16 protein-coding genes are annotated in these 17,567 nt (G+C 70.9%); 9 read left to right on the top strand and 7 right to left on the bottom strand.

The features are described from left to right. Position 1: 1 nt before the first annotated feature. From AFR_RS07145 to AFR_RS07125, 6 genes are all read left to right on the top strand, one after another. Positions 2–256: a hypothetical protein gene (locus AFR_RS07145; protein WP_023359232.1), complete on the top strand. Its 255-nt coding sequence runs from the start codon at positions 2–4 to the stop codon at positions 254–256. Further along, positions 253–996, top strand: coding sequence for a metallophosphoesterase family protein (locus tag AFR_RS07140; protein WP_023359231.1), 744 nt, complete (start codon positions 253–255; stop codon positions 994–996). Before AFR_RS07145 ends, AFR_RS07140 begins: the two co-directional genes overlap by 4 nt. Positions 997–1,128: 132 nt before the next feature. Beyond that, positions 1,129–1,275 carry a GPGG-motif small membrane protein gene (locus AFR_RS47075; protein ID WP_023359230.1) on the top strand — a complete coding sequence of 49 codons (147 nt, stop codon included), beginning with the start codon at positions 1,129–1,131 and terminating at the stop codon, positions 1,273–1,275. 204 nt (positions 1,276–1,479) lie between these two features. Next, positions 1,480–2,403 (top strand): MHYT domain-containing protein, encoded by a 924-nt coding sequence (locus AFR_RS07135; protein WP_023359229.1) that lies wholly within the window; start codon positions 1,480–1,482, stop codon positions 2,401–2,403. A 43-nt stretch (positions 2,404–2,446) separates the two neighbouring features. After that, positions 2,447–3,166 (top strand): HD domain-containing protein, encoded by a 720-nt coding sequence (locus tag AFR_RS07130; protein WP_041840670.1) that lies wholly within the window; start codon positions 2,447–2,449, stop codon positions 3,164–3,166. Between the two features lie 19 nt (positions 3,167–3,185). Next, complete coding sequence (locus AFR_RS07125) at positions 3,186–4,817, top strand: glycoside hydrolase family 13 protein (RefSeq protein ID WP_023359227.1); 1,632 nt, start codon at positions 3,186–3,188, stop codon at positions 4,815–4,817. Here AFR_RS07125 and AFR_RS07120 read toward each other — a convergent pair. Genes AFR_RS07120 through xylA form a run of 3 tightly spaced genes read right to left on the bottom strand, consistent with a single transcriptional unit; the run spans position 4,795 to position 8,840 of the window. After that, positions 4,795–6,204, bottom strand: a complete 1,410-nt coding sequence (locus tag AFR_RS07120; RefSeq protein WP_041840669.1) for an MFS transporter — start codon at positions 6,202–6,204, stop codon at positions 4,795–4,797. The genes AFR_RS07125 and AFR_RS07120 overlap by 23 nt on opposite strands. Before the next feature lie 10 nt (positions 6,205–6,214). Then, positions 6,215–7,630, bottom strand: a complete 1,416-nt coding sequence (xylB, locus tag AFR_RS07115) for a xylulokinase (RefSeq protein WP_023359225.1) — start codon at positions 7,628–7,630, stop codon at positions 6,215–6,217. A gap of 22 nt (positions 7,631–7,652) precedes the next feature. After that, on the bottom strand, positions 7,653–8,840 hold the full coding sequence (gene xylA / locus AFR_RS07110; RefSeq protein ID WP_023359224.1) for a xylose isomerase: 1,188 nt from the start codon (positions 8,838–8,840) through the stop codon (positions 7,653–7,655). An 88-nt stretch (positions 8,841–8,928) separates the two neighbouring features. Here xylA and AFR_RS07105 point away from each other — a divergent pair, with 88 nt between their 5' ends. Next, on the top strand, positions 8,929–10,098 hold the full coding sequence (locus tag AFR_RS07105) for an ROK family transcriptional regulator (RefSeq protein WP_193786372.1): 1,170 nt from the start codon (positions 8,929–8,931) through the stop codon (positions 10,096–10,098). A gap of 4 nt (positions 10,099–10,102) precedes the next feature. Here AFR_RS07105 and AFR_RS07100 read toward each other — a convergent pair whose 3' ends face one another. Then, on the bottom strand, positions 10,103–10,585 hold the full coding sequence (locus tag AFR_RS07100; RefSeq protein ID WP_023359222.1) for a MarR family winged helix-turn-helix transcriptional regulator: 483 nt from the start codon (positions 10,583–10,585) through the stop codon (positions 10,103–10,105). A 51-nt stretch (positions 10,586–10,636) separates the two neighbouring features. Between AFR_RS07100 and AFR_RS07095 the strand changes: the two genes are divergently transcribed. Further along, a complete protein-coding gene (locus AFR_RS07095; protein WP_023359221.1) occupies positions 10,637–11,770 on the top strand; it encodes a PP2C family protein-serine/threonine phosphatase in 1,134 nt (377 codons plus the stop codon). A gap of 54 nt (positions 11,771–11,824) precedes the next feature. On the opposite strand, the gene AFR_RS07090 is transcribed toward AFR_RS07095, so the two are convergent. The 3 genes from AFR_RS07090 to AFR_RS07080 all read right to left on the bottom strand — a co-directional run bounded on the left by AFR_RS07090 (position 11,825) and on the right by AFR_RS07080 (position 15,709). Continuing rightward, on the bottom strand, positions 11,825–13,525 hold the full coding sequence (locus AFR_RS07090) for a VWA domain-containing protein (protein WP_023359220.1): 1,701 nt from the start codon (positions 13,523–13,525) through the stop codon (positions 11,825–11,827). 247 nt (positions 13,526–13,772) lie between these two features. Next, complete coding sequence (locus AFR_RS07085; protein ID WP_023359219.1) at positions 13,773–14,831, bottom strand: lactonase family protein; 1,059 nt, start codon at positions 14,829–14,831, stop codon at positions 13,773–13,775. A gap of 80 nt (positions 14,832–14,911) precedes the next feature. Beyond that, entirely contained in the window at positions 14,912–15,709 is a 798-nt protein-coding gene (locus AFR_RS07080; RefSeq protein ID WP_023359218.1) for a hypothetical protein, read from the bottom strand. A gap of 88 nt (positions 15,710–15,797) precedes the next feature. Here AFR_RS07080 and AFR_RS07075 point away from each other — a divergent pair, with 88 nt between their 5' ends. Beyond that, positions 15,798–17,567 carry an AfsR/SARP family transcriptional regulator gene (locus AFR_RS07075; RefSeq protein ID WP_084297929.1) on the top strand — a complete coding sequence of 590 codons (1,770 nt, stop codon included), beginning with the start codon at positions 15,798–15,800 and terminating at the stop codon, positions 17,565–17,567.

Here is a 17,567-nt window from a genome sequence, read left to right as displayed (position 1 = left end):
GATGGCACCACAGCTCGACGAATACGTGGAGGCGGAGATCCAGCGCCTGCTCACCGAGAACGGCGCGACCGCCGAACAGGGCATCACCCTGCACCGCCGGGAACACCTGCTGGTGCTCGGGGGCGAGGTGGAGAGCGCGCAGCGCCGCGACGAGATCTGCCGGCAGATCACGGCGAACTTCCCGGACGTGGAGATCGCCTGCGACATCGGCATCGTGCGCGCCGCGGCGCCCAGTGAGGTGGAGGAGATTTCATGATCCGGATCGCCGCGGTGGGCGACGTCCACGTGGACAAGGACGTGCTCGGCCGTTACCGGCCCGCACTGGAACAGCTGCCCGGCATCGCCGACGCGCTGCTGATCGCCGGGGACCTGACCCGGCACGGCACGGTCGAGGAGACCAAGTGCATGGCGCAGGAGTTCGGTGACCTCGGTGTGCCCGTCGTGGTGGTGCTGGGCAACCACGATCACCAGAGCGACCAGCAGGACCAGGTCGCGGACGTGCTGCGGGACTCCGGCATGACCGTGCTCGAGGGTGACGGCGTCGTCCTGGAGGTGCGCGGTCACCGGCTGGGCATCGCCGGGGCGAAGGGCTTCGGCGGCGGTTTTGCCGGTGCGTGCGCGAGCTCGTTCGGCGAACGCGAGATGAAGAACTTCGTCGGCACCACCGAGGCGATCGCCGACAAGCTCGGCGACGCCCTGCGCAGCCTGGAGTGCGACGCGCTGGTGGCCCTGACGCACTACTCGCCGGTGCCCGAGACGCTGGTCGGTGAGCCGCTCGAGATCTACCCGTTCCTGGGGTCCTACCTGCTGGGGCAGGCCATCGACTCGGCGCCGACCGCGCTCGCCCTGCACGGGCACGCGCACCACGGCACCGAGCGGGGGCGTACGCCCGGCGGGGTGCCGGTGCGCAACGTGGCGCACCCGGTCATCAAGCAGGCGTACAACGTCTACCAGCTGCTGTCCGAGGACGTCGACGCCGGTCTCGTCACCGTCTGACCCGATTCGGCCGTCCGGCCCTGTCCCGCCCCCGAGGCGGTGGCAGGGCCGCTGTCGTACGTGGACAGAATTTTTGCCGGTGTGCGGCCCATCACAGGTTTTCGATCTGAGGGGGTCGGGTATCAGATCTGCATGGCTCTTCTTCTTTGGATTCTCGCAGTCATCCTCGTGGTCGCCGGCATCCTCGCGCTGTTCCGGCGGCAGATCCTCTGGGGCGTTGTGCTGATCATCGTCGGCCTCCTCGTGGGTCCCGGCGGCGTCAGCATCTTCAACACCTGATCCTCCGGCCCTCCCCCGGCAGTTTCCTGACCGGTCACTACGACCGCACCGGGGCTGCCGTGTGGCTACCTCTCGCAGGTAGCCACACGGTGGCCCCGGTTCCGTTTGGGTGACGGGGCGCACACGACGTGCGATGTCCTCGATCGGACTTATGGCTCAATCCTCAGCGAACTGTTCCCGACATTCGCGAGGGTGTGACGGCAAGTGGCCGAGGTCCATCACTTCACCTACGGAGCCTTCAACCCGATCGCGGCGTTCCTGGTCGCGGCGCTCGGCTCGTTCCTCGGGCTGCTCTCCACCGGACGTGCCCGCAGCGCGCGTTCCCGGGGCCGCCGTAACCGCTGGCTGATCATCGCCGCATTCTCCATCGGTGGCGCCGCCATCTGGCTCATGCACTTCACCGCGATGCTCGGCTTCGACGTGCCGCAGAGTCCGGTGCGCTACAACCCCGTCCTGACGATGGTCAGCCTGGGCCTGGCGGTGGTCGCCGTCGGCGGCGGGCTGATGGTGGTCGGCCACGGCCGGCGCAGCTTCGCCAAGACCGCGATCGCCGGCACCCTGACCGGTCTCGGTGTCCTCGCGATGCACTACACGGGCATGGTCGGTCTGCACGTCTCCGGCCGGATCCACTTCGATCCGGTCCTGGTGGTCGTCTCCGGTGTCATCGCCGTTGTCGCGTCGACAGCCGCGCTGTGGTTCGCCGTCTCCGTCCGGGGCTGGCAACCGATGACCGGCGCCGCCGGTCTGATGGCCCTGGCCGTCTGCGGCATGCACTACACCGGCATGGCCGCCATGACCGTCGAGCTCAGCCCGACCGTCTCCACCCACGTCAGCGGCATCCGGCCGCTGCTGATGATCGTGCCGATCACGCTGATCAGCGCGGCCACGATCCTCGGTGTGGCGCTCAGTGCGCTGCAGGCGATGACCGAGGAGGAGTTCACCGAGGGCGACGGCATGCCGCGCCGCGGGATGCACGCCGAGAACCCCTGGTCGCTCAAGCAGGCGTCGATGTCGGCGATGCGACGGGCGCCCGGCCGCCCGTCACCGGGTGTGCGGCCCTCGCCGCGACCGGTGCCGCCGCGCCGCAAGCCGGTGGCCGACGAGCCGCTGATCGACGTCCCGACCTGACGGAGGGCCCACGGGGGCCTCCGGTCCGGTATATCTGTTCGGCATGGCGCCAAGGATGCTGCTCACGATGCCGTTGCACGCGATCACCGAGGTGTACGGCGAAGCCGGGCTGCGTGACCGGTTCGCCCTCGAGCTGCTGGAACTGCCCGCGGACGACCGGGCGCAGCTCGAGGAGGCGCTGGAGCTGGCGGCCCGTCTGCACGCCGACGACCGCCGGGTCCGCGAGCCGTACCTCAACCATCTGCTGCGGGTGGCGATCCGGATCATGCGCTACTACGGCATCCGGGACGTCGACGTGCTCACCGCGGCGCTGCTGCACGACGCCGTCGAGGACCACCCGGCCGAGCTGGCCGGGTTGCCCGGATCGCTGGGTCACCAGGTGCTGACGGATGCCGCCGTCGCCGAACTGGCCCGGCGGTTCAACCCCCGGATGGCCGAGCTGGTCCGGTCGGTCACCAACCCGGAGTACGACCCCGAACGCGACAAGCACGAGCAGTACAGGGCGCACGTCGCGGACAGTCTCGACCGCGATCCGTGGGCGCGGGTCATCAAGGTGTCGGACTTCACGGACAACGGTGTGGGTGTCATCCACACCACGTACGACAAGGCCCGCAGCTCGGCGATCAAATACCGTCCGCTGGTGCCGAAGCTGCGCGAGCTGGTCGGACGCCCGGACACCCCGCTGTCGCTCGCCGCCAAGGACCACATCCTGGACCAACTCGATTTAGCGGAGGAGCGGTTCGCCGCGATCCTCGACGACTGACGCGGTTAGCCTGGAAGGCATGCCATCCCCCACTGACCTCTGGTGGCGCAGCGCCGTCATCTACCAGATCTATCCGCGCTCCTTCGCCGACAGCAACGGCGACGGGATGGGCGACCTGCCGGGCATCACGGCGCGCCTGAGCGACCTGCGGGACCTCGGCGTCGACGCTGTCTGGCTGTCGCCGTTCTACCCGTCCCCGCAGCACGACGCCGGGTACGACGTGGCCGACTACCGCGCGGTCGACCCGCTCTTCGGTGACCTCGGCGACGCCGACAAGATGATCGCCGAGGCCCGCACCCTCGGGCTCAAGGTCATCGTCGACCTGGTCCCCAACCACACGTCGAACGAGCACGTGTGGTTCCAGGCCGCGCTGGCCGCGGGCCCCGGCAGCCCCGAGCGCGAGCGGTACATCTTCCGCGAGGGCAAGGGCGCCGACGGCAGCGAACCCCCGAACGGCTGGCAGAGCGTCTTCGGCGGACCGGCGTGGGAACGCGTCCCCGACGGCCAGTGGTACCTGCACCTGTTCGACGTCTCCCAGCCGGACCTCAACTGGGGCAACCCGGAGGTCCGCGCCGAGTTCGTGTCGGTGCTGCGTTTCTGGCTCGACCGCGGCGTGGACGGTTTCCGCGTCGACGTCGCGCACGGCCTGATCAAGGACGCGACGCTGGCCGACTGGACGTACGCGGGTGAGATCCTCGGTGGCCTCGCGCCCGAGGGTGCCCCGCCGCCCCCGATGTGGGACCAGGACGGCGTGCACGAGGTCTACCAGCAGTGGCGTTCCGTGCTCGACGAGTACGACGGCGAGCGCATCCTGGTCGCCGAGGCCTGGGTGCAGCCGGCCGAGCGCCTCGCCCGGTACGTCCGCCCGGACGAGATGCACCAGGCGTTCAACTTCGAGTACCTGGACGCGCCCTGGTCCGCCGACCCGCTGCGCAAGGTCATCGACTCCACCATGGCCGCGAACGCGTCGGTCGGCGCACCCACCACCTGGGTGCTCTCCAACCACGACGTCGTGCGGCACGCGACCCGGCTGGGTTATCCGGTCGGTGAGCCCCGCAAGCACGGCATCGGCATCGGCGACCCCCAGCCCGACGTCGGCCTGGGCCTGCGGCGGGCGCGGGCGGCGACGCTGCAGATGCTCGCGCTGCCCGGTTCGGCGTACCTCTACCAGGGCGAGGAGCTGGGGCTGCCCGAGGCCACCGAGATCCCCGACGAGTTCCGGCAGGACCCCGCCTGGGAGCGGTCCGGGCACGCCGAGCGCGGCCGTGACGGCTGCCGGGTGCCGATCCCGTGGGAGGCCGACGCCCCCTCGTACGGCTTCGGGCCGGCCGACGCCAGCTGGCTGCCGCAGCCGGCGGTCTGGGCCGAGTACGCCCTCGACCGCCAGCGTGGTGTCACCGGCTCCACCTACGAGCTCTACCGCTCCGCGCTGCGCCTGCGGGCCGTGCACGCTCTCGGCATCGGCGCGCTGAGCTGGATCGACACCCCGGCGGACGTGCTGGCCTTCCGCAACGGTGACCTGCTCGTGGTGACGAACTACGGTGACGCCCCGGCCGAGCTCCCGCTCAACGCCCGGGTGCAGCTGTCCAGCGAACCGCTGACCGAGGACGGCCGTGTCCCGCAGGACGTCACGGTGTGGGCGCGGGTCTGACCTCGTCCGCTTTTGCGCTGTAGGTGGCCAGGGCCGCATGGGTGTCCGCCATGTCCCTGGCCACCGTCCGGCCGGCCAGCCAGTACATGACACCGGTCGGGATGAAGAACAGCTGGAACGCGGCGAGACCGACCGCGTAGTTCAGCGGTGGCGGGAAGGCGCCGGACAGCCCCCGGAAGGCCACCGCGATGAACGCGTTGCCGCCGGCGCGGCCGAACCCGTTGACCAGGTTGCCGAGGCTGTAGACGGTGCCGCGGTGCTCCGGCGGGTTCACGTCGGCGATCAGAGCGAACCAGTTCGGTGAGTTCGCCGAGGTCAGCGCCAGCGCGAAGATGGCGGTGGCCAGGCTCAGCCCGACGGTCGGCTCGGTCCACACGTTCCGCAGGATCGCCCTGATGACCGCGCCCGTGCTGCCGCCGTCCGGCACGTCGATGCGGAACGGGACGAAGAACAACACCACGTAGAACGGCACCGCGGCGAGGACACCGACCGCGGCGACCAGGGCGCGGCCGCGGGGCGTACGCCGTTGCAGACGGTCGCCGACCAGCCCGCCCAGGATCGACAGCGCCCCGCCGAGCTGGAACAACGTGGCGAAGACGCTGCCCACGATCACCGCGGTGGCCGCGGAGTAGCCCTGATCCTCGGCCCGGGCGCGGAACAGCACCGGCAGCCAGACCAGCGAGCCGAAAGCGATCTGCGCCGTGAAGCCCTGGAGGATCAGCCAGATGTTGGTGCGCCGGGCCAGGATCCGCGGCAGGTCGTCGCGGTGGATCCGCTCGTCGTACTCGACCCCCTCGAGCTCCGGCTGGCTGTCGCCACGCGGCACGTTGTAGGTCAGCACGTAGGCGACGGTCGCGACAACACCGGCGACGGCCACGATCAGGAACGGCCGCCGCCAGTCGGACGACCCGAGCAGACCGCCGACAAGCGTCCCGGCCAGCGTGCCGACACCCTGCGACAGCCCCCAGAAGCTCATCACGAGGCCGCGGCGGCGCGGCGAGATCAGATCGCTGACCACGGCGAAGCTGACACTGGCCACACCGCCCAGGCCGATCGCCGCGAGCACCTGCGACAGCAGAAAGGACGGGTAGCTGCCGGCCAGACCGGACCAGGCCGTCCCGAGAACCCAGATCAGGGTTCCGGCGATCAGCACGGGCTTGCGGTCGGTGCGGTCACCCGCGTACGCCCAGCCGATCGCGGCCACCGCGCTGATCAGGAACATCACCGTGGTGGCCAGCGCGATCCGGCCCTCGCCCACACCGAGGTCCCGGCCGATGCTGCCGTACAGCGGCGGGACGAGGCCGATCGCGACATTGTCCAGCGACGCGAGGACGACGAACACGATCACGCTGTACGCGCGATGCGCCGGTCCTCCCCGCAAGCTCACGCGGACGAGGTTAGCGGGACACCCGGTCGATCACGGCGTCGCGGGCGGCCGCGTACTGCTCACGGATCAACGGGACGCTCGTGTCCTCGTACACCTCGGGGGCCTCGGCCGACCAGGTGGGCGGCGCGTCACCACCCACGGCGACCCAGGCGGCCTGGCGGGCGGCGCCGTCCGCGACGTATTCGCCGGGCGGCGGAACCAGAACCGGCAGACCGAACAGCGCGGGCGCGATCTTGCGGACCGCCTCGCTGCGCGCGCCGCCGCCGACCAGCACGATCCGGTTGGCCGTCGCACCCCGGGCGACCAGAGCGTCGAGCCCGTCGGCGAGCGCGCAGAGCATGCCCTCGACCGCGGCCCGGGCCAGGTGGGCCGGGTCCGAGGTGCGCAGCGTCAGGCCGTGGATGGCACCGGTCGCGTTCGGGCGGTTCGGCGTCCGCTCCCCCTCCAGGTACGGGATGAGCACGAGCCCGTCCGCACCGGCGGGCGCCGAGAGGGCCAGCCGGGACAACTCCTCGTGGTCGACGCCGAGCAGTTTGGTGGCCGCGTCGAGCACCCGGGCGGCGTTGAGGGTGACGACGATCGGCAGGAAGCGGCCGGTCGTGTCGGCGAAGCCCGAGACGGCGCCGCTGGGGTCGTCCGGTGACACGTCGGAGGAGACAAAAACGGTGCCCGAGGTGCCGATGGAGATGACGACGTCGCCCGGCAGGGCACCCGCGCCGAGACCCGCCGCGGCGTTGTCACCGGCGCCGGGGCCGAGCGGTGCGCCGTTGGGCAGGGTGCCCGCGATGCCGGTGGGGCCGAGCACCTCCGGGACGGCGATGCGCCGGCCGAAGCCGAGCTCGAGCAGGTCGTGGCGGTATTCGTTGGTGGCGGCCGACCAGTAGAGGGTGCCGCTGGCGTCGCTGCGGTCGGTGCGGAGGGTGTCCAGACCCCGCGCACCGGACAGCTTCCACGTGAGCCAGTCGTGCGGCAGGCAGACCGCCGCGACCCGGGCGGCGTTCTCCGGCTCGTTGCGGGCCAGCCAGCGCAGCTTGGTCAGCGTGAAGCTGGCGACCGGGACGATCCCGACGGCGTCGACCCAGGCCCGGCGGCCCTTGTCGCCGCCGCCGAGCTCGTCGATCAGGTCGGCGGCCGCACCGGCGCTGCGTGTGTCGTTCCACAGCAGCGCCGGGCGGACCACCTCGCCGTCGGAGTCCAGGACCACCATGCCGTGCTGCTGACCCGCGACCGAGGCGGCGGCGACGTCGTCCAGGCCGCCCGCCTCGTCGATGGCCTGCTGCAACGCGGTCCACCAGGCGTCGGGGTGCACCTCCGTGCCGTCGGGATGGCTCGCCCGCCCCTGCCGGACCAGTTTTCCGGTCTCGGCGTCACGGATGACCACCTTGCAGGACTGAGTGGAGGAATCGATCCCGGCTACCAGTGTCATGGGGTCCATCTTCCGTCAGGAATCAGTTGGCGCGCAGCACATGATCGATGGCGAGCTGGTGCAACTTCACGAAGTGGTACCCCTGCTCGCCGGCCGCGTCGACGTCGTAGTCCTCGAAGGCGCTGCGGTCGTTCAGCAGGTCGGTGTAGGTCTCGCCCTCGTTCAGGGTTGGCTTCGACAGCTCGAGCACCTTGCTCTCGGCCAGCGCCTCCTGGACCGCCGGGTCGGCGCGGAACGCCTGCGCCCGCTCCTTGAGCAGCAGGTACATCCGCATGTTGGCCTTCGCCGACTCCCACACGCCGGTGTAGTCCTCGGTGCGCGAGGGCTTGTAGTCGAAGTGCCGCGGGCCGTCGTAACCGGGGCCGCCGCCGGGGCCGCCGTGCTCGAGCAGGTCCACCAGCGCGAACGCGTTGAGCAGGTCACCGTGGCCGAAGACCAGGTCCTGGTCGAACTTGGGGCCGTGCTGACCGTTGAGGTCGATGTGGAAGAGCTTGCCGTGCCACAGCGCCTGGGCGATGCCCTGCGCGAAGTTGAGGTTCGACATCTGCTCGTGGCCGACCTCGGGGTTGATGCCGAAGAGCTCCGGGCGCTCGAGGTCGTTCACGAAGGCGATCGCGTGACCGGCCGTGGGCAGCAGGATGTCGCCGCGGGGCTCGTTGGGCTTGGGCTCGATGGCGAAGCGCAGACCGTAGCCGTTGTCCTCGGAATACTGCGCGAGCAGGTTGAGACCCTCGGCGTAGCGGTCGAGCGCGGCCTGGACGTCCTTGGCCACGTCGTACTCGGAACCCTCACGGCCGCCCCACAGGACAAACGTCTTCGCGCCCAGGTCGGCGGCGAGGTCCATGTTGCGCAGGACCTTGCGCAGGGCGTAGCGCCGGACGCTGCGGTCGTTGCTGGTGAAACCGCCGTCCTTGAACACCGGATGGGTGAACAGGTTGGTGGTCACCATCGGCACCACCATGCCGGTCTCGTCCAGGGCCTTCTTGAAGTTCGCGATGACGCCGTCACGGGCGGGCGCGTCCGAGCCGAACGGGACGAGGTCGTCGTCGTGGAACGTGATGCCGTACGCACCCAGCTCGGAGAGCTTGTGCACGGCCTCGATCGGGTCGAGCGGGGCCCGGGTCGCGTCACCGAACGGGTCGCGGGCGGTCCAGCCCACGGTCCAGAGGCCGAATGAGAACTTGTCTTCGCGCGTGGGCTGTACCGACACGGTTACCTCCACGTAACAGAGCTGATTTGTTTATTGGTTGAATTATTTGAGTGCCGTGTGGCATTGTCAAGACGTGGCGGGCCGGTTGATGAGTGCGACGGGGTCACCGGTCCGGCAATCGAGCGTGCGGGCCCATAATCTCGCGCTCGTGCTGCAAACCGTGGCGAACAGCGCAGATCCGATATCTCGGGCAGCGGTTGCCGCTGTCACCGGCCTGACCCGTGCCACCGTTTCCGCCCTGGTGGACGATTTGGTCACAGGTGCGCTGCTCACGGAGGTCGAGCCGCCTCCCCGCAGCGGCGCGGGACGTCCCGCGGTCGGCCTCACCCTGGCCGGCGCCGGACCCGCCGGCCTGGGCCTGGAGATCAACGTCGACTACCGGGCCGCCTGCGTGATCGACCTGACCGGTACGGTCCGGCACCGCCTCGTCGAGCCGGGCGACCAGCGCCTCGCGGACCCCGCCACGGCCATCGCCGCGCTGAGCAGCCTGGCCGGGCGGGCCGTGGCGCTCGCCGAGGCCGACGGGCTCACCATCGCCGGAGCCGCCCTGGCCGTGCCCGGTCTGGTCGCGGCGCACGGTGTCGTCCGCGTCGCCCCCAACCTCGGCTGGCAGGACGTCGCGATCGGTGACTTCCTCGGGGACCTGCCGGTCACCGTCGACAACGAGGCCAACCTGGCCGCGCTCAGCGAACTCGGCAGCGGTGACCTGCCCCGCGACTTCGTCTACATCTCCGGCGAGATCGGCATCGGCGCCGGCATCGTGCTCGACGGCGCGCTCTACCGCGGCACCCGCGGCTGGAGCGGCGAGATCGGCCACATCCCGATCAATCCCGACGGCCCGGACTGCCGCTGCGGCGCCCGCGGCTGCCTGGAGCAGTACGCCGGTCAGGAAGCCGTCCTGCGCGCGGCCGGAGTCGCCACGGTCGAGGACCTGATCGTCGTGGCGTCCGCTGGTGAGCCCGCCGCCCTCGCGGCCCTCACCGCGGCCGGAGCGGCCCTGGGCATGGCCGTGGCCACCGTGGTCAACCTGCTCGACGTGAAGACGATCGTGCTGGGCGGCAGTTACGCCTCGCTGCTGCCCTGGCTGCGCGACAGCATCACGGCCGAAGCCGGCCGGCGGGTGCTGACAGCGGCCTGGTCACCGGTGCAGCTGCAGGCAGCGACGCTCGGGCCGGACGCGGCGATGCGGGGTGCCGCCGGCTCGGTCATCAGGACGCTGATCGACGACCCCGCCGCGTGGCTCGCCCGCCGGCCCTGAGCGTTCAGGCAGTGCGCGCGGCGGTGGAACCCGGAGCTTCGGGCTCGGCGACCGCAGCGAACTCGGTCAGCCCCCGCACCAGCGCCGCCCGGCCCGTGGGGGTCATCCGCTCCAGCACCTCCGCGAGGATCTCCCGCCGGGTGGTACGAAGGTGTTCCAGCAACTGGCGGGCCGACGGTGTCAGATAGAGCGCAATCTCGCGCCGGTCGAGGCGCCCCGGCACCCGCTCGACCATGCCCGAAGCGACCAACCGGTCGCACAGCCGGCTCGCCGAGGAGAGAATCATGGAGAGCTGCCCGGCCAGGCCACGAAGATTGATGCCCTCCTGGCGCTCGACGACGAGCAGGGCATTGAGCTGGGGCCAGGACAGCCGGGGCGTCGCCCGCTCGCGTGCTGCATCCCACGCGGCGAGCAGTGCGGGCGCGGCGTCGTCGACTGCCGCGGTGCGCATCGGGTCCGGCCCGTCCGGCCCATGGTGTTCGGCCATGGTGCAGCAGAGACTACCCGTACGACGGAAGGTGTCGAGGGGGTGCAAACCGTGTCCGACCGATTGATCGCCGTCCAGCGGGCGCTGGCCGGGGCGCCCGCCGACCGGATCGTCGAGTGCCTGACGGAGGCGATCGTCCAGGAGTACGCCCTGGCCGGCGCCGAGTTGCTGCTCGTCGATTACCGGCTGGCCGCGCTGCTCCCGCTGCTCGACGGCCCGGCGGTGACCCAGCCCGGTGACCCGGCGTGGCGCTGCTTCGACCACCAGACCGAGATTGCCGCGGGCCATCTCACCTACCTGCCCGTGACCGGGCGTGGCGAGCGGATGGGTGTGCTGCGCCTCTCCCCCACACCCGCCTCGGACGAGGCGCGGGCGGAGCTGGCCGAGATCGCCACCCGGCTGGCCCACGAGTTGCAGGCGGCGTCCGCCGGCACCGACCGGTATGCCGTGGCGGCCCGCACCACCCGCCTGACACTGGCCGCGGAGATGCAGTGGGAGCTGCTGCCGGGCCGCAGCCGGGTCCGGCCGTCGTTCAGCCTGGCCGGCCAGCTCGAGCCCTCGTACGCCGTCCGCGGTGACAGCTTCGACTGGGCGGAGCAGAACGGCTGCCTCTACCTGACGGTGCTGAACGGCCACGGCGAGGGGATGAGTGCCGCGCTGCTCACCTCGCTGGCCACGTTCGCGCTGCGCAACGCCCGCCGGGCCGGGCTGGAGCTGGCCGACCAGGCCGCCCTCGCCGACCAGGCTGTCTTCGCCCAGCACCGCGGCGACACACATGTGGAGACCCTGCTGCTGGAGCTGAACCTCGACACCGGCGAGCTGCTGGCGGTCGACGCCGGGTCACCCCGGATGATGGTGCTGCGCGACGGCGAGGTGCTGGACCGGCCGCTCGAGGCCCAGTTCCCGCTGGGCATGTTCGAGACCTCGGAATACACGCCGCAGTCCTTCACCCTGCAGGCCGGTGACCGCCTTTTCATCGTCAGCGACGGCGTGTTCGACGCCGCGACGGAGACCAGCCGGTACGGCGAGGCGGCCCTGCACCGCTTCATGCGGCGGACCGGCTCCCTGGCACCCCTGCAGGCCGTACGGTCGCTGCTCGGGGACCTGCGGGCCTTCGTACGCGGTGATCTCGAGGACGACGCCGTCGCAGTGTGCCTGGACTGGACCGGCAAGAGCGACAACTGAAACGGCCGCCGGACCCCTGAGGGGATCCGGCGGCCGAGGTGCTCCTGCGGGGTGTCAGCCCTTGGCGCCCGAGCGGGACGAGATCGCCTCGAGGAAGATGTCGGAGATCTTCGCCGGGTCGGGGGCGATGAAGACCCCGCCCGAGCTCGTGGCGTTCGTGATCGTCTCGAGCTCGTTACGGTCGACGCCGGGTCCGATGCCGATGATGACCATGCGGACCGGGCGCTTCGGGTCCTGGACCCGCTTCAGCTCGGCGACGAGCTTGTCCTGGCTGATGCCGTCGGGGTTCTCGTCCTGGCCGTCGGTGAAGAGCAGGACCGAGTTGACCCGGCCCGCCTGCCACGTGTCCTGCACGTTCTTGTACGCCGCCAGCGCGGTGTCGTACAGGCCCGTGGCGCCCTTGGGCTTGGGCACGATCTGGCTGATCGAGTCCTGGAGCTGGGCCCGCGACGAGGTCAGCGGGCTGATCGGCACGATCTGCTTCCACGGCCGCTTGCCCACGAGCTCGGTCGAGAAGATCCAGACGCCGACGGCCCACTTGTCGTCGAACAGCGCCAGACCCTGCGAGGCGGCACCACGCGTCACTGCGGCCCGGGAGGCGCCACCGGCCGTCGGCACCTTGTCGAGCATGGAGCCCGACACGTCGAAGACGGCGAGCGCGCGGCCCGGCAGGGTGATGGCGGCCCAGCTGCCCAGCGCCTGGTTGATGAAACGGGCGTCGAGACCGGCTGCGGCGGCACCCTCGGAGCCACCGCCCGGAGCCTGCGCGGCCGGGGACGCCTGCGGGGCGCCGACCGGACCGGCGAAGCCGGCACCGACCGTGCCGTCCGGGGCACGCAGGCCCACGGCAGCCAACTGGTTCTTGAAGGAGGGCTGCTGGAGCGCCTCGCGCAGACCGGTGGCAGCCGCGGACTTGGTCAGGTCGACCTCGGGCATGACCGCGAACGGGTAGTCCAGCGGCGGCGGCACCGGGTCGAGGTAGAGCGCGGCCAGCTTCACCTGGGGACGCTCCGCGTTGTACGCGATGACGTCCTCCTCCGACAGCGGCGCGGCACTCACGGCGCTGGCCAGGTCGGCCGCGTCGAGCGAGCGCGGGAACTTCTGCAGGAGGTCGTCACGCAGCGAGGAGCTGCCCGCGGCCAGCGCACGAAGCGCGCCCACCTGGGTCGCCTTGGCCTTCGCGTCGGTGCCGACGGAGCTGCCCAGCGCGAGCAGACCGGCCAGGCCGGCCGCGTCGCGGGTCGGGTCGACGATGCCGGTGCGCAGCGAGTTGCCGGTGGTCATCTTCTTGACCAGGTCCGACCAGGCCAGCTTCTTGTCGGGCCAGCCGACCTGCTGCGCGACGGGCTCGGGCATGGCGACGACAACCGGGCTCTGCGCGATCGACTTGCCGTCGGTCGGCACGAAGCCCGAGGCCTCGGAGCGCAGGCGCAGCAGCCAGGAGGACGAGTCCGCGATCCACACGTCCGGCAGCACGGCGGACTTGCCGCCGGAGCCGAGACCGGTGAGGGAGACGCCGTGCTTGGCGGCCACGGCCGCGGCCGTGGTCGAGGGATTGACGCCGGTGACGTTCACGGCGACACACGTTCCGTTGACATTGGCACCGTCGGTGGTCCACTGCTGAGCAGCTTGCTCCACCGCGGGGGCAATCTCGGTGGCGGCGGCAACGGTCAGTTTGATCTGACCCGAGCATCCGCCATCGGCGAGTTGCTGATAGCCGAGCCAGGAACCGGCGAGGACAACCACGATCGCCATCGCAGATGCGACGACGCCGGCTCCTCTGAGATTGAAGTTTCTGCGATGGCGGCCTGACACGCGCTCCATACTGCGCATCAGAAGACCTGAATGCCATATACGTTCGGACGAAAGTTACTCGGATTGGAAATTCTGCATACTTATATCACCGTGCGTATCCGGACGTATCCGAGCGGTGCGCACAGTTCCGGGAAGCTTGCCGGATTTCGGCATTAAGCGGTGACACGCCGTTGCCGTCCGCTATCGGTCAACTGCCGTCTTGACGCCCGTTCCAGCGCAGCAGGCACGTCGGGGTCCCCTCGCTCACCGGTTCGCCCTGTGACGAAGGGATGCCGGTGTCGGGATCGATGCGGAAGACGGTGACGCTCTGTGAGCGCTCATTGGCTACGTAGAGGTGGTCGCCGAGGAGCGTGAGGTGGCGCGGCCAGACGCCGCCGGTGGCCACCTCGGTGAGCAGCGAGGCACCCTCGGGCTCCCACGAGAAGACCGAGACGGTGTCGGGCCCGCGGTTGGCGACGTAGACAAAACGTCCGTCCCGGCCGGTGGTCAGCTCCGAAGGCTGGTTGGGCTTGGTCGCGCTGGTCGGCTCACCGCCGACAGGTCGCAGGTGCCCGTCGGCAGGATCCGGGCGGAACCAGGTGAGGGTGCCGGACAGCTCACCGACGGCCAGCAGCGCGCCGTCGATCGACCGCAGCAGGTGCCGCGGACCCGTGCCGGGCTCGGCGACGGCGGCCGGGCCGGCCAGGATGAGCCGGCCGGAGACCGCGTCGAGGCGGGCGCGCCAGATCCGGTCGGAACCGAGGTCGGAGATCAGGACGTCCGGGCCGTTCGGGTCCGGGAAGACCATGTGGGCGTGCGGGCCCTCCTGGCGATCGGCGACCGGGCCCTGACCCTGCAGCTGGAGCAGATCGCTGCGCTCACCGGGGACACCGTCGGCGTCCAGCGGGAACACCGCGACGCTGCCGCTGCTGTAATTGGCCACGAGCAGATGCCCGGCCCCGGCGGCGACCGCCAGGTGGCAGGGCGCGGCACCACCGGTGGAGCGGACGGCCAGCGGCGTGAGCGAAGCGTCGGTGCCGACCGCGAAAGCGCTCACCGTGCCGGCGTCGAGCTCGTTGACGGCGTAGAGCACCGGCAGGCTCGGGTGCTGGGCCAGGAAGGACGGTGACGGCGTGCGGGCGGCGACACCCAGCCGGGTCAGATCACCGGTCGCGGGGTCGCGCCGCAGCACCGCGACGCCCTCCCCCTCGCCGTCACTCTCGCCCGTGTAACAGCCGACGAAGACGTACTCATCATTGGCGCCCATGCCCCCGATCCAATCACGCGGGTGCGACAGGCGCGCGGACCCCCGTCGAACCCGCGCGACTGCCGCTGCTCCGCGTCCCGTCAGCTGTTCAGCAACTCGTAGGCACCGGCGGTGGCCTTCTGCTGCTGGTCGGCCGCGGGCGGCACCGGGGTCGGTGCCGAGCCGAAGTCGGTGTAGGTGACCTCGTACTTGCCGGCCTTGTGCTTCCCGGCCGCCGGGATCTTGACGACGAGCCTGGTCAGGCGGCCCTTGCTGTCGGTCGCCGCCTCGAACGGCACCTGCTTCGCCTTGTCGCCGAGGGCGGTCAGCCGGTCCGCGGCGACGATCTCGGTCTTGCCCTGCTGCGTGAGATCGGTCGTCCCGGTGAACTTGCCCTCGGTGGTCTGCTCGGCGTCGACCACGGCCCGCAGCACCACACCGGCGTCACCGGGGTCGGTCTCGTCCGCGTACCCGAGCGGGACGTTGTCCTTGTCCTTCACCTTGGCCGGGTCGATCAGCATCCACCGCTTCGGGAGCTTCGGGAGGCCCGTCAGTCCCTCCGTACCGGTAAATTTGATCTTGATCCAGGTCTGCTTCTCCACGACCAGGTAGTCCGAGTGGAGGGTGAAACCGGCGTCGGGCTGCTTGTAGCGGAAACCGATCCGGTAGCTGTGCTTGCCCGCGTCGAACTCACCGGACGCCGGCACCTCGCCGGTGACCGCGAAGCGGAAGCTGCCCGTCGTGAAGTCCGGAAGGGACTTCAGCAGCGCGTCCCGCGGTCCGAGCGGCGTGGGCTTCGCGACCACCTCGTCGGCGGCGGCGCCGCAGCCGCCGGTGACGGCGACACTCACGGTGAACAGTGCTGCGAGGACGGCCGGCCGAACCTGCGAAACATTCATCAGGTCATCGCTTTCTCGTACGCGGCAGCCGGGGTTCGCCGGTCTGCCTGTCGGGTTGACGCAGTGAAGCCTGTGGGACAGTGCTGCCATGCCGCTGCGGCTATGCTGCTGCCGGCTGCCGTTCCGCTGCCGTTTCGCATACGTGCTGCTCAAGGGGGATGTGGCGGTGATAAACGCGCCCGCCGGTCGGCCGCTGAGGTTCGAGATCCTCGGCGAGGTCCGGGCCCTGCGCGGCGACGACCAGGTCGACCTCGGTCCGGCGAAACAACGCGCGGTGCTCGCCGTCCTGCTGCTGGAGGCGGGCAAGCCCGTCCCGACACCGCAGATCGTCGGCGCGGTGTGGGGTGACGGGCCGCCGGAGAACGGCGCCAACGTCGTGCAGAAATACGTCGCAGGTCTGCGCCGGGTCCTCGACCCGGACCGCTCCCCGCGTACGCCGGGAGAGCTGCTCGCCCTCACCAACGGTGGTTACGTGCTGCGCGTGGAGCCCGGCTCGCTGGACGCGGCGAAATTTGCGGCCGGTGTCGCGCGGGCCTCCGCCGAACGCAGATCCGGGCAGCTCGTCGAGGCGGCCGAGACCCTGCGTGAGGCGCTGGCGCTGTGGCAGGGCGGTGAGGCGCTCGCCGGTCTCACCGGCCCCGTCTTCGAGGCGGCCCGCACCAGGCTCGACGACGCGCGCGCCACCGCCTGGGAAAAGTGGGCCGACATCCAGCTCACCCGGGGCAACCACACCGGACTCATGCCCGACCTCGTCCGCCTGGTCGAGCAGTTCCCGCTGCGCGAAGGGCTGCGGGCCCAGCTCATGATCGCGCTGCACCAGGGTGGACGGCAGGCCGAGGCGCTGGCGGCGTTCCGGGACGCCCGCGCCTACTTCCTCGACGAGTTCGGGGTCGAGCCGGGCGAGCGGATGCAGGAGACCCACCGCCGCATCCTGCGGGGCGAGCCGTTCTACGCCGAGCCCGTCGACCCGTGGGCCGACAGCGACGGCGTCCCCGCACCCCGGCACCCACCCGAGTCCGTGTCGCCCCCGCCGCCCGTCACGTCACCCTCGTCCTTCGTGCAGCAGTACGTGCCGCCCGATGTCACCGAGACCGTGCCCAGCTCCGGCGCACCCGGGTACGCCCACCCGCCGAACCCGTGGGGTGCCGCACCTCCCGCACCACCGGCGTACACGTCACCCGGACGGCGGTTCCCGATCGGCGAGGTCATCGTCGCCGCGGTGCTGCCCATCCTGGTGTGCTCGTTCGGCAGCTGGATCTACTTCGTCTACGCCGGCATCCGCCGCCAGGAGAACCGCCAGTTCCTGTTCGCCCTCGGTTACGCCGTCCTCTTCGTGATCTCGATCGTGCTGATCCTGACCAGCGAGGACCGGCCCGACAACGCCGACCCCAGCCCCCAGGAAACCGCGGGCGTCCTGCTGATGTTCGGCATCGCCGTCGTCGCGGCCGTACACGGCGCGGTGCTCGCCTCCCACCCCGGCGACAGCCCGCACCGACGCAGCCTGCGCGAACAGGCCCGGCAGTTCGCGGCCTTCGACCCGGCGCGGGCCCGCTCGCTCGGCATCGGCCGGCCCGACCTGCTCCGCACCTTCGACGACGGCGGCCTCGTCGACGTCAACCACGTCCCCGGTCACGAGCTCGCCCGGCTGCCCGGGCTCGGCTCCGACCAGGCGCACGCCATCGTGATGGACCGGCTCAACCGCGGGCCCTACCGCCACACCGACGACCTGGTCACCCGCGGACTGCTGTCCACGAGGATCCACACCAAGCTGCGCACCCGGCTCATCTGCCTGCCGATGACACCGACCAACACCCCGACGGGCTGGACGACGCCCTACTCCCCACCGCAGTACGGCTGA

Source organism: Amorphoplanes friuliensis DSM 7358, from assembly GCF_000494755.1.
GTDB classification, from domain to species: domain Bacteria; phylum Actinomycetota; class Actinomycetes; order Mycobacteriales; family Micromonosporaceae; genus Actinoplanes; species Actinoplanes friuliensis.
The sequence above is the reverse complement of the archived record's forward strand: the minus strand, read 5'-3'. Positions and strand labels throughout refer to the sequence as shown.

Excerpts from the sequence above, each read along its gene's own strand:
- AFR_RS07140 (WP_023359231.1), top strand. The coding sequence starts at position 253 with ATGATCCGGATCGCCGCGGTGGGCGACGTCCACGTGGACAAGGACGTG.
- AFR_RS07145 (WP_023359232.1), top strand. The coding sequence starts at position 2 with ATGGCACCACAGCTCGACGAATACGTGGAGGCGGAGATCCAGCGCCTG.
- AFR_RS07075 (WP_084297929.1), top strand. The coding sequence starts at position 15,798 with ATGCCGCTGCGGCTATGCTGCTGCCGGCTGCCGTTCCGCTGCCGTTTC.
- AFR_RS07090 (WP_023359220.1), bottom strand. The coding sequence starts at position 13,525 with ATGGCGATCGTGGTTGTCCTCGCCGGTTCCTGGCTCGGCTATCAGCAA.
- AFR_RS47075 (WP_023359230.1), top strand. The coding sequence starts at position 1,129 with ATGGCTCTTCTTCTTTGGATTCTCGCAGTCATCCTCGTGGTCGCCGGC.
- AFR_RS07105 (WP_193786372.1), top strand. The coding sequence starts at position 8,929 with ATGAGTGCGACGGGGTCACCGGTCCGGCAATCGAGCGTGCGGGCCCAT.
- AFR_RS07130 (WP_041840670.1), top strand. The coding sequence starts at position 2,447 with ATGGCGCCAAGGATGCTGCTCACGATGCCGTTGCACGCGATCACCGAG.
- xylB (WP_023359225.1), bottom strand. The coding sequence starts at position 7,630 with ATGACACTGGTAGCCGGGATCGATTCCTCCACTCAGTCCTGCAAGGTG.
- AFR_RS07080 (WP_023359218.1), bottom strand. The coding sequence starts at position 15,709 with ATGAATGTTTCGCAGGTTCGGCCGGCCGTCCTCGCAGCACTGTTCACC.
- AFR_RS07085 (WP_023359219.1), bottom strand. The coding sequence starts at position 14,831 with ATGGGCGCCAATGATGAGTACGTCTTCGTCGGCTGTTACACGGGCGAG.
- AFR_RS07100 (WP_023359222.1), bottom strand. The coding sequence starts at position 10,585 with ATGGCCGAACACCATGGGCCGGACGGGCCGGACCCGATGCGCACCGCG.
- AFR_RS07125 (WP_023359227.1), top strand. The coding sequence starts at position 3,186 with ATGCCATCCCCCACTGACCTCTGGTGGCGCAGCGCCGTCATCTACCAG.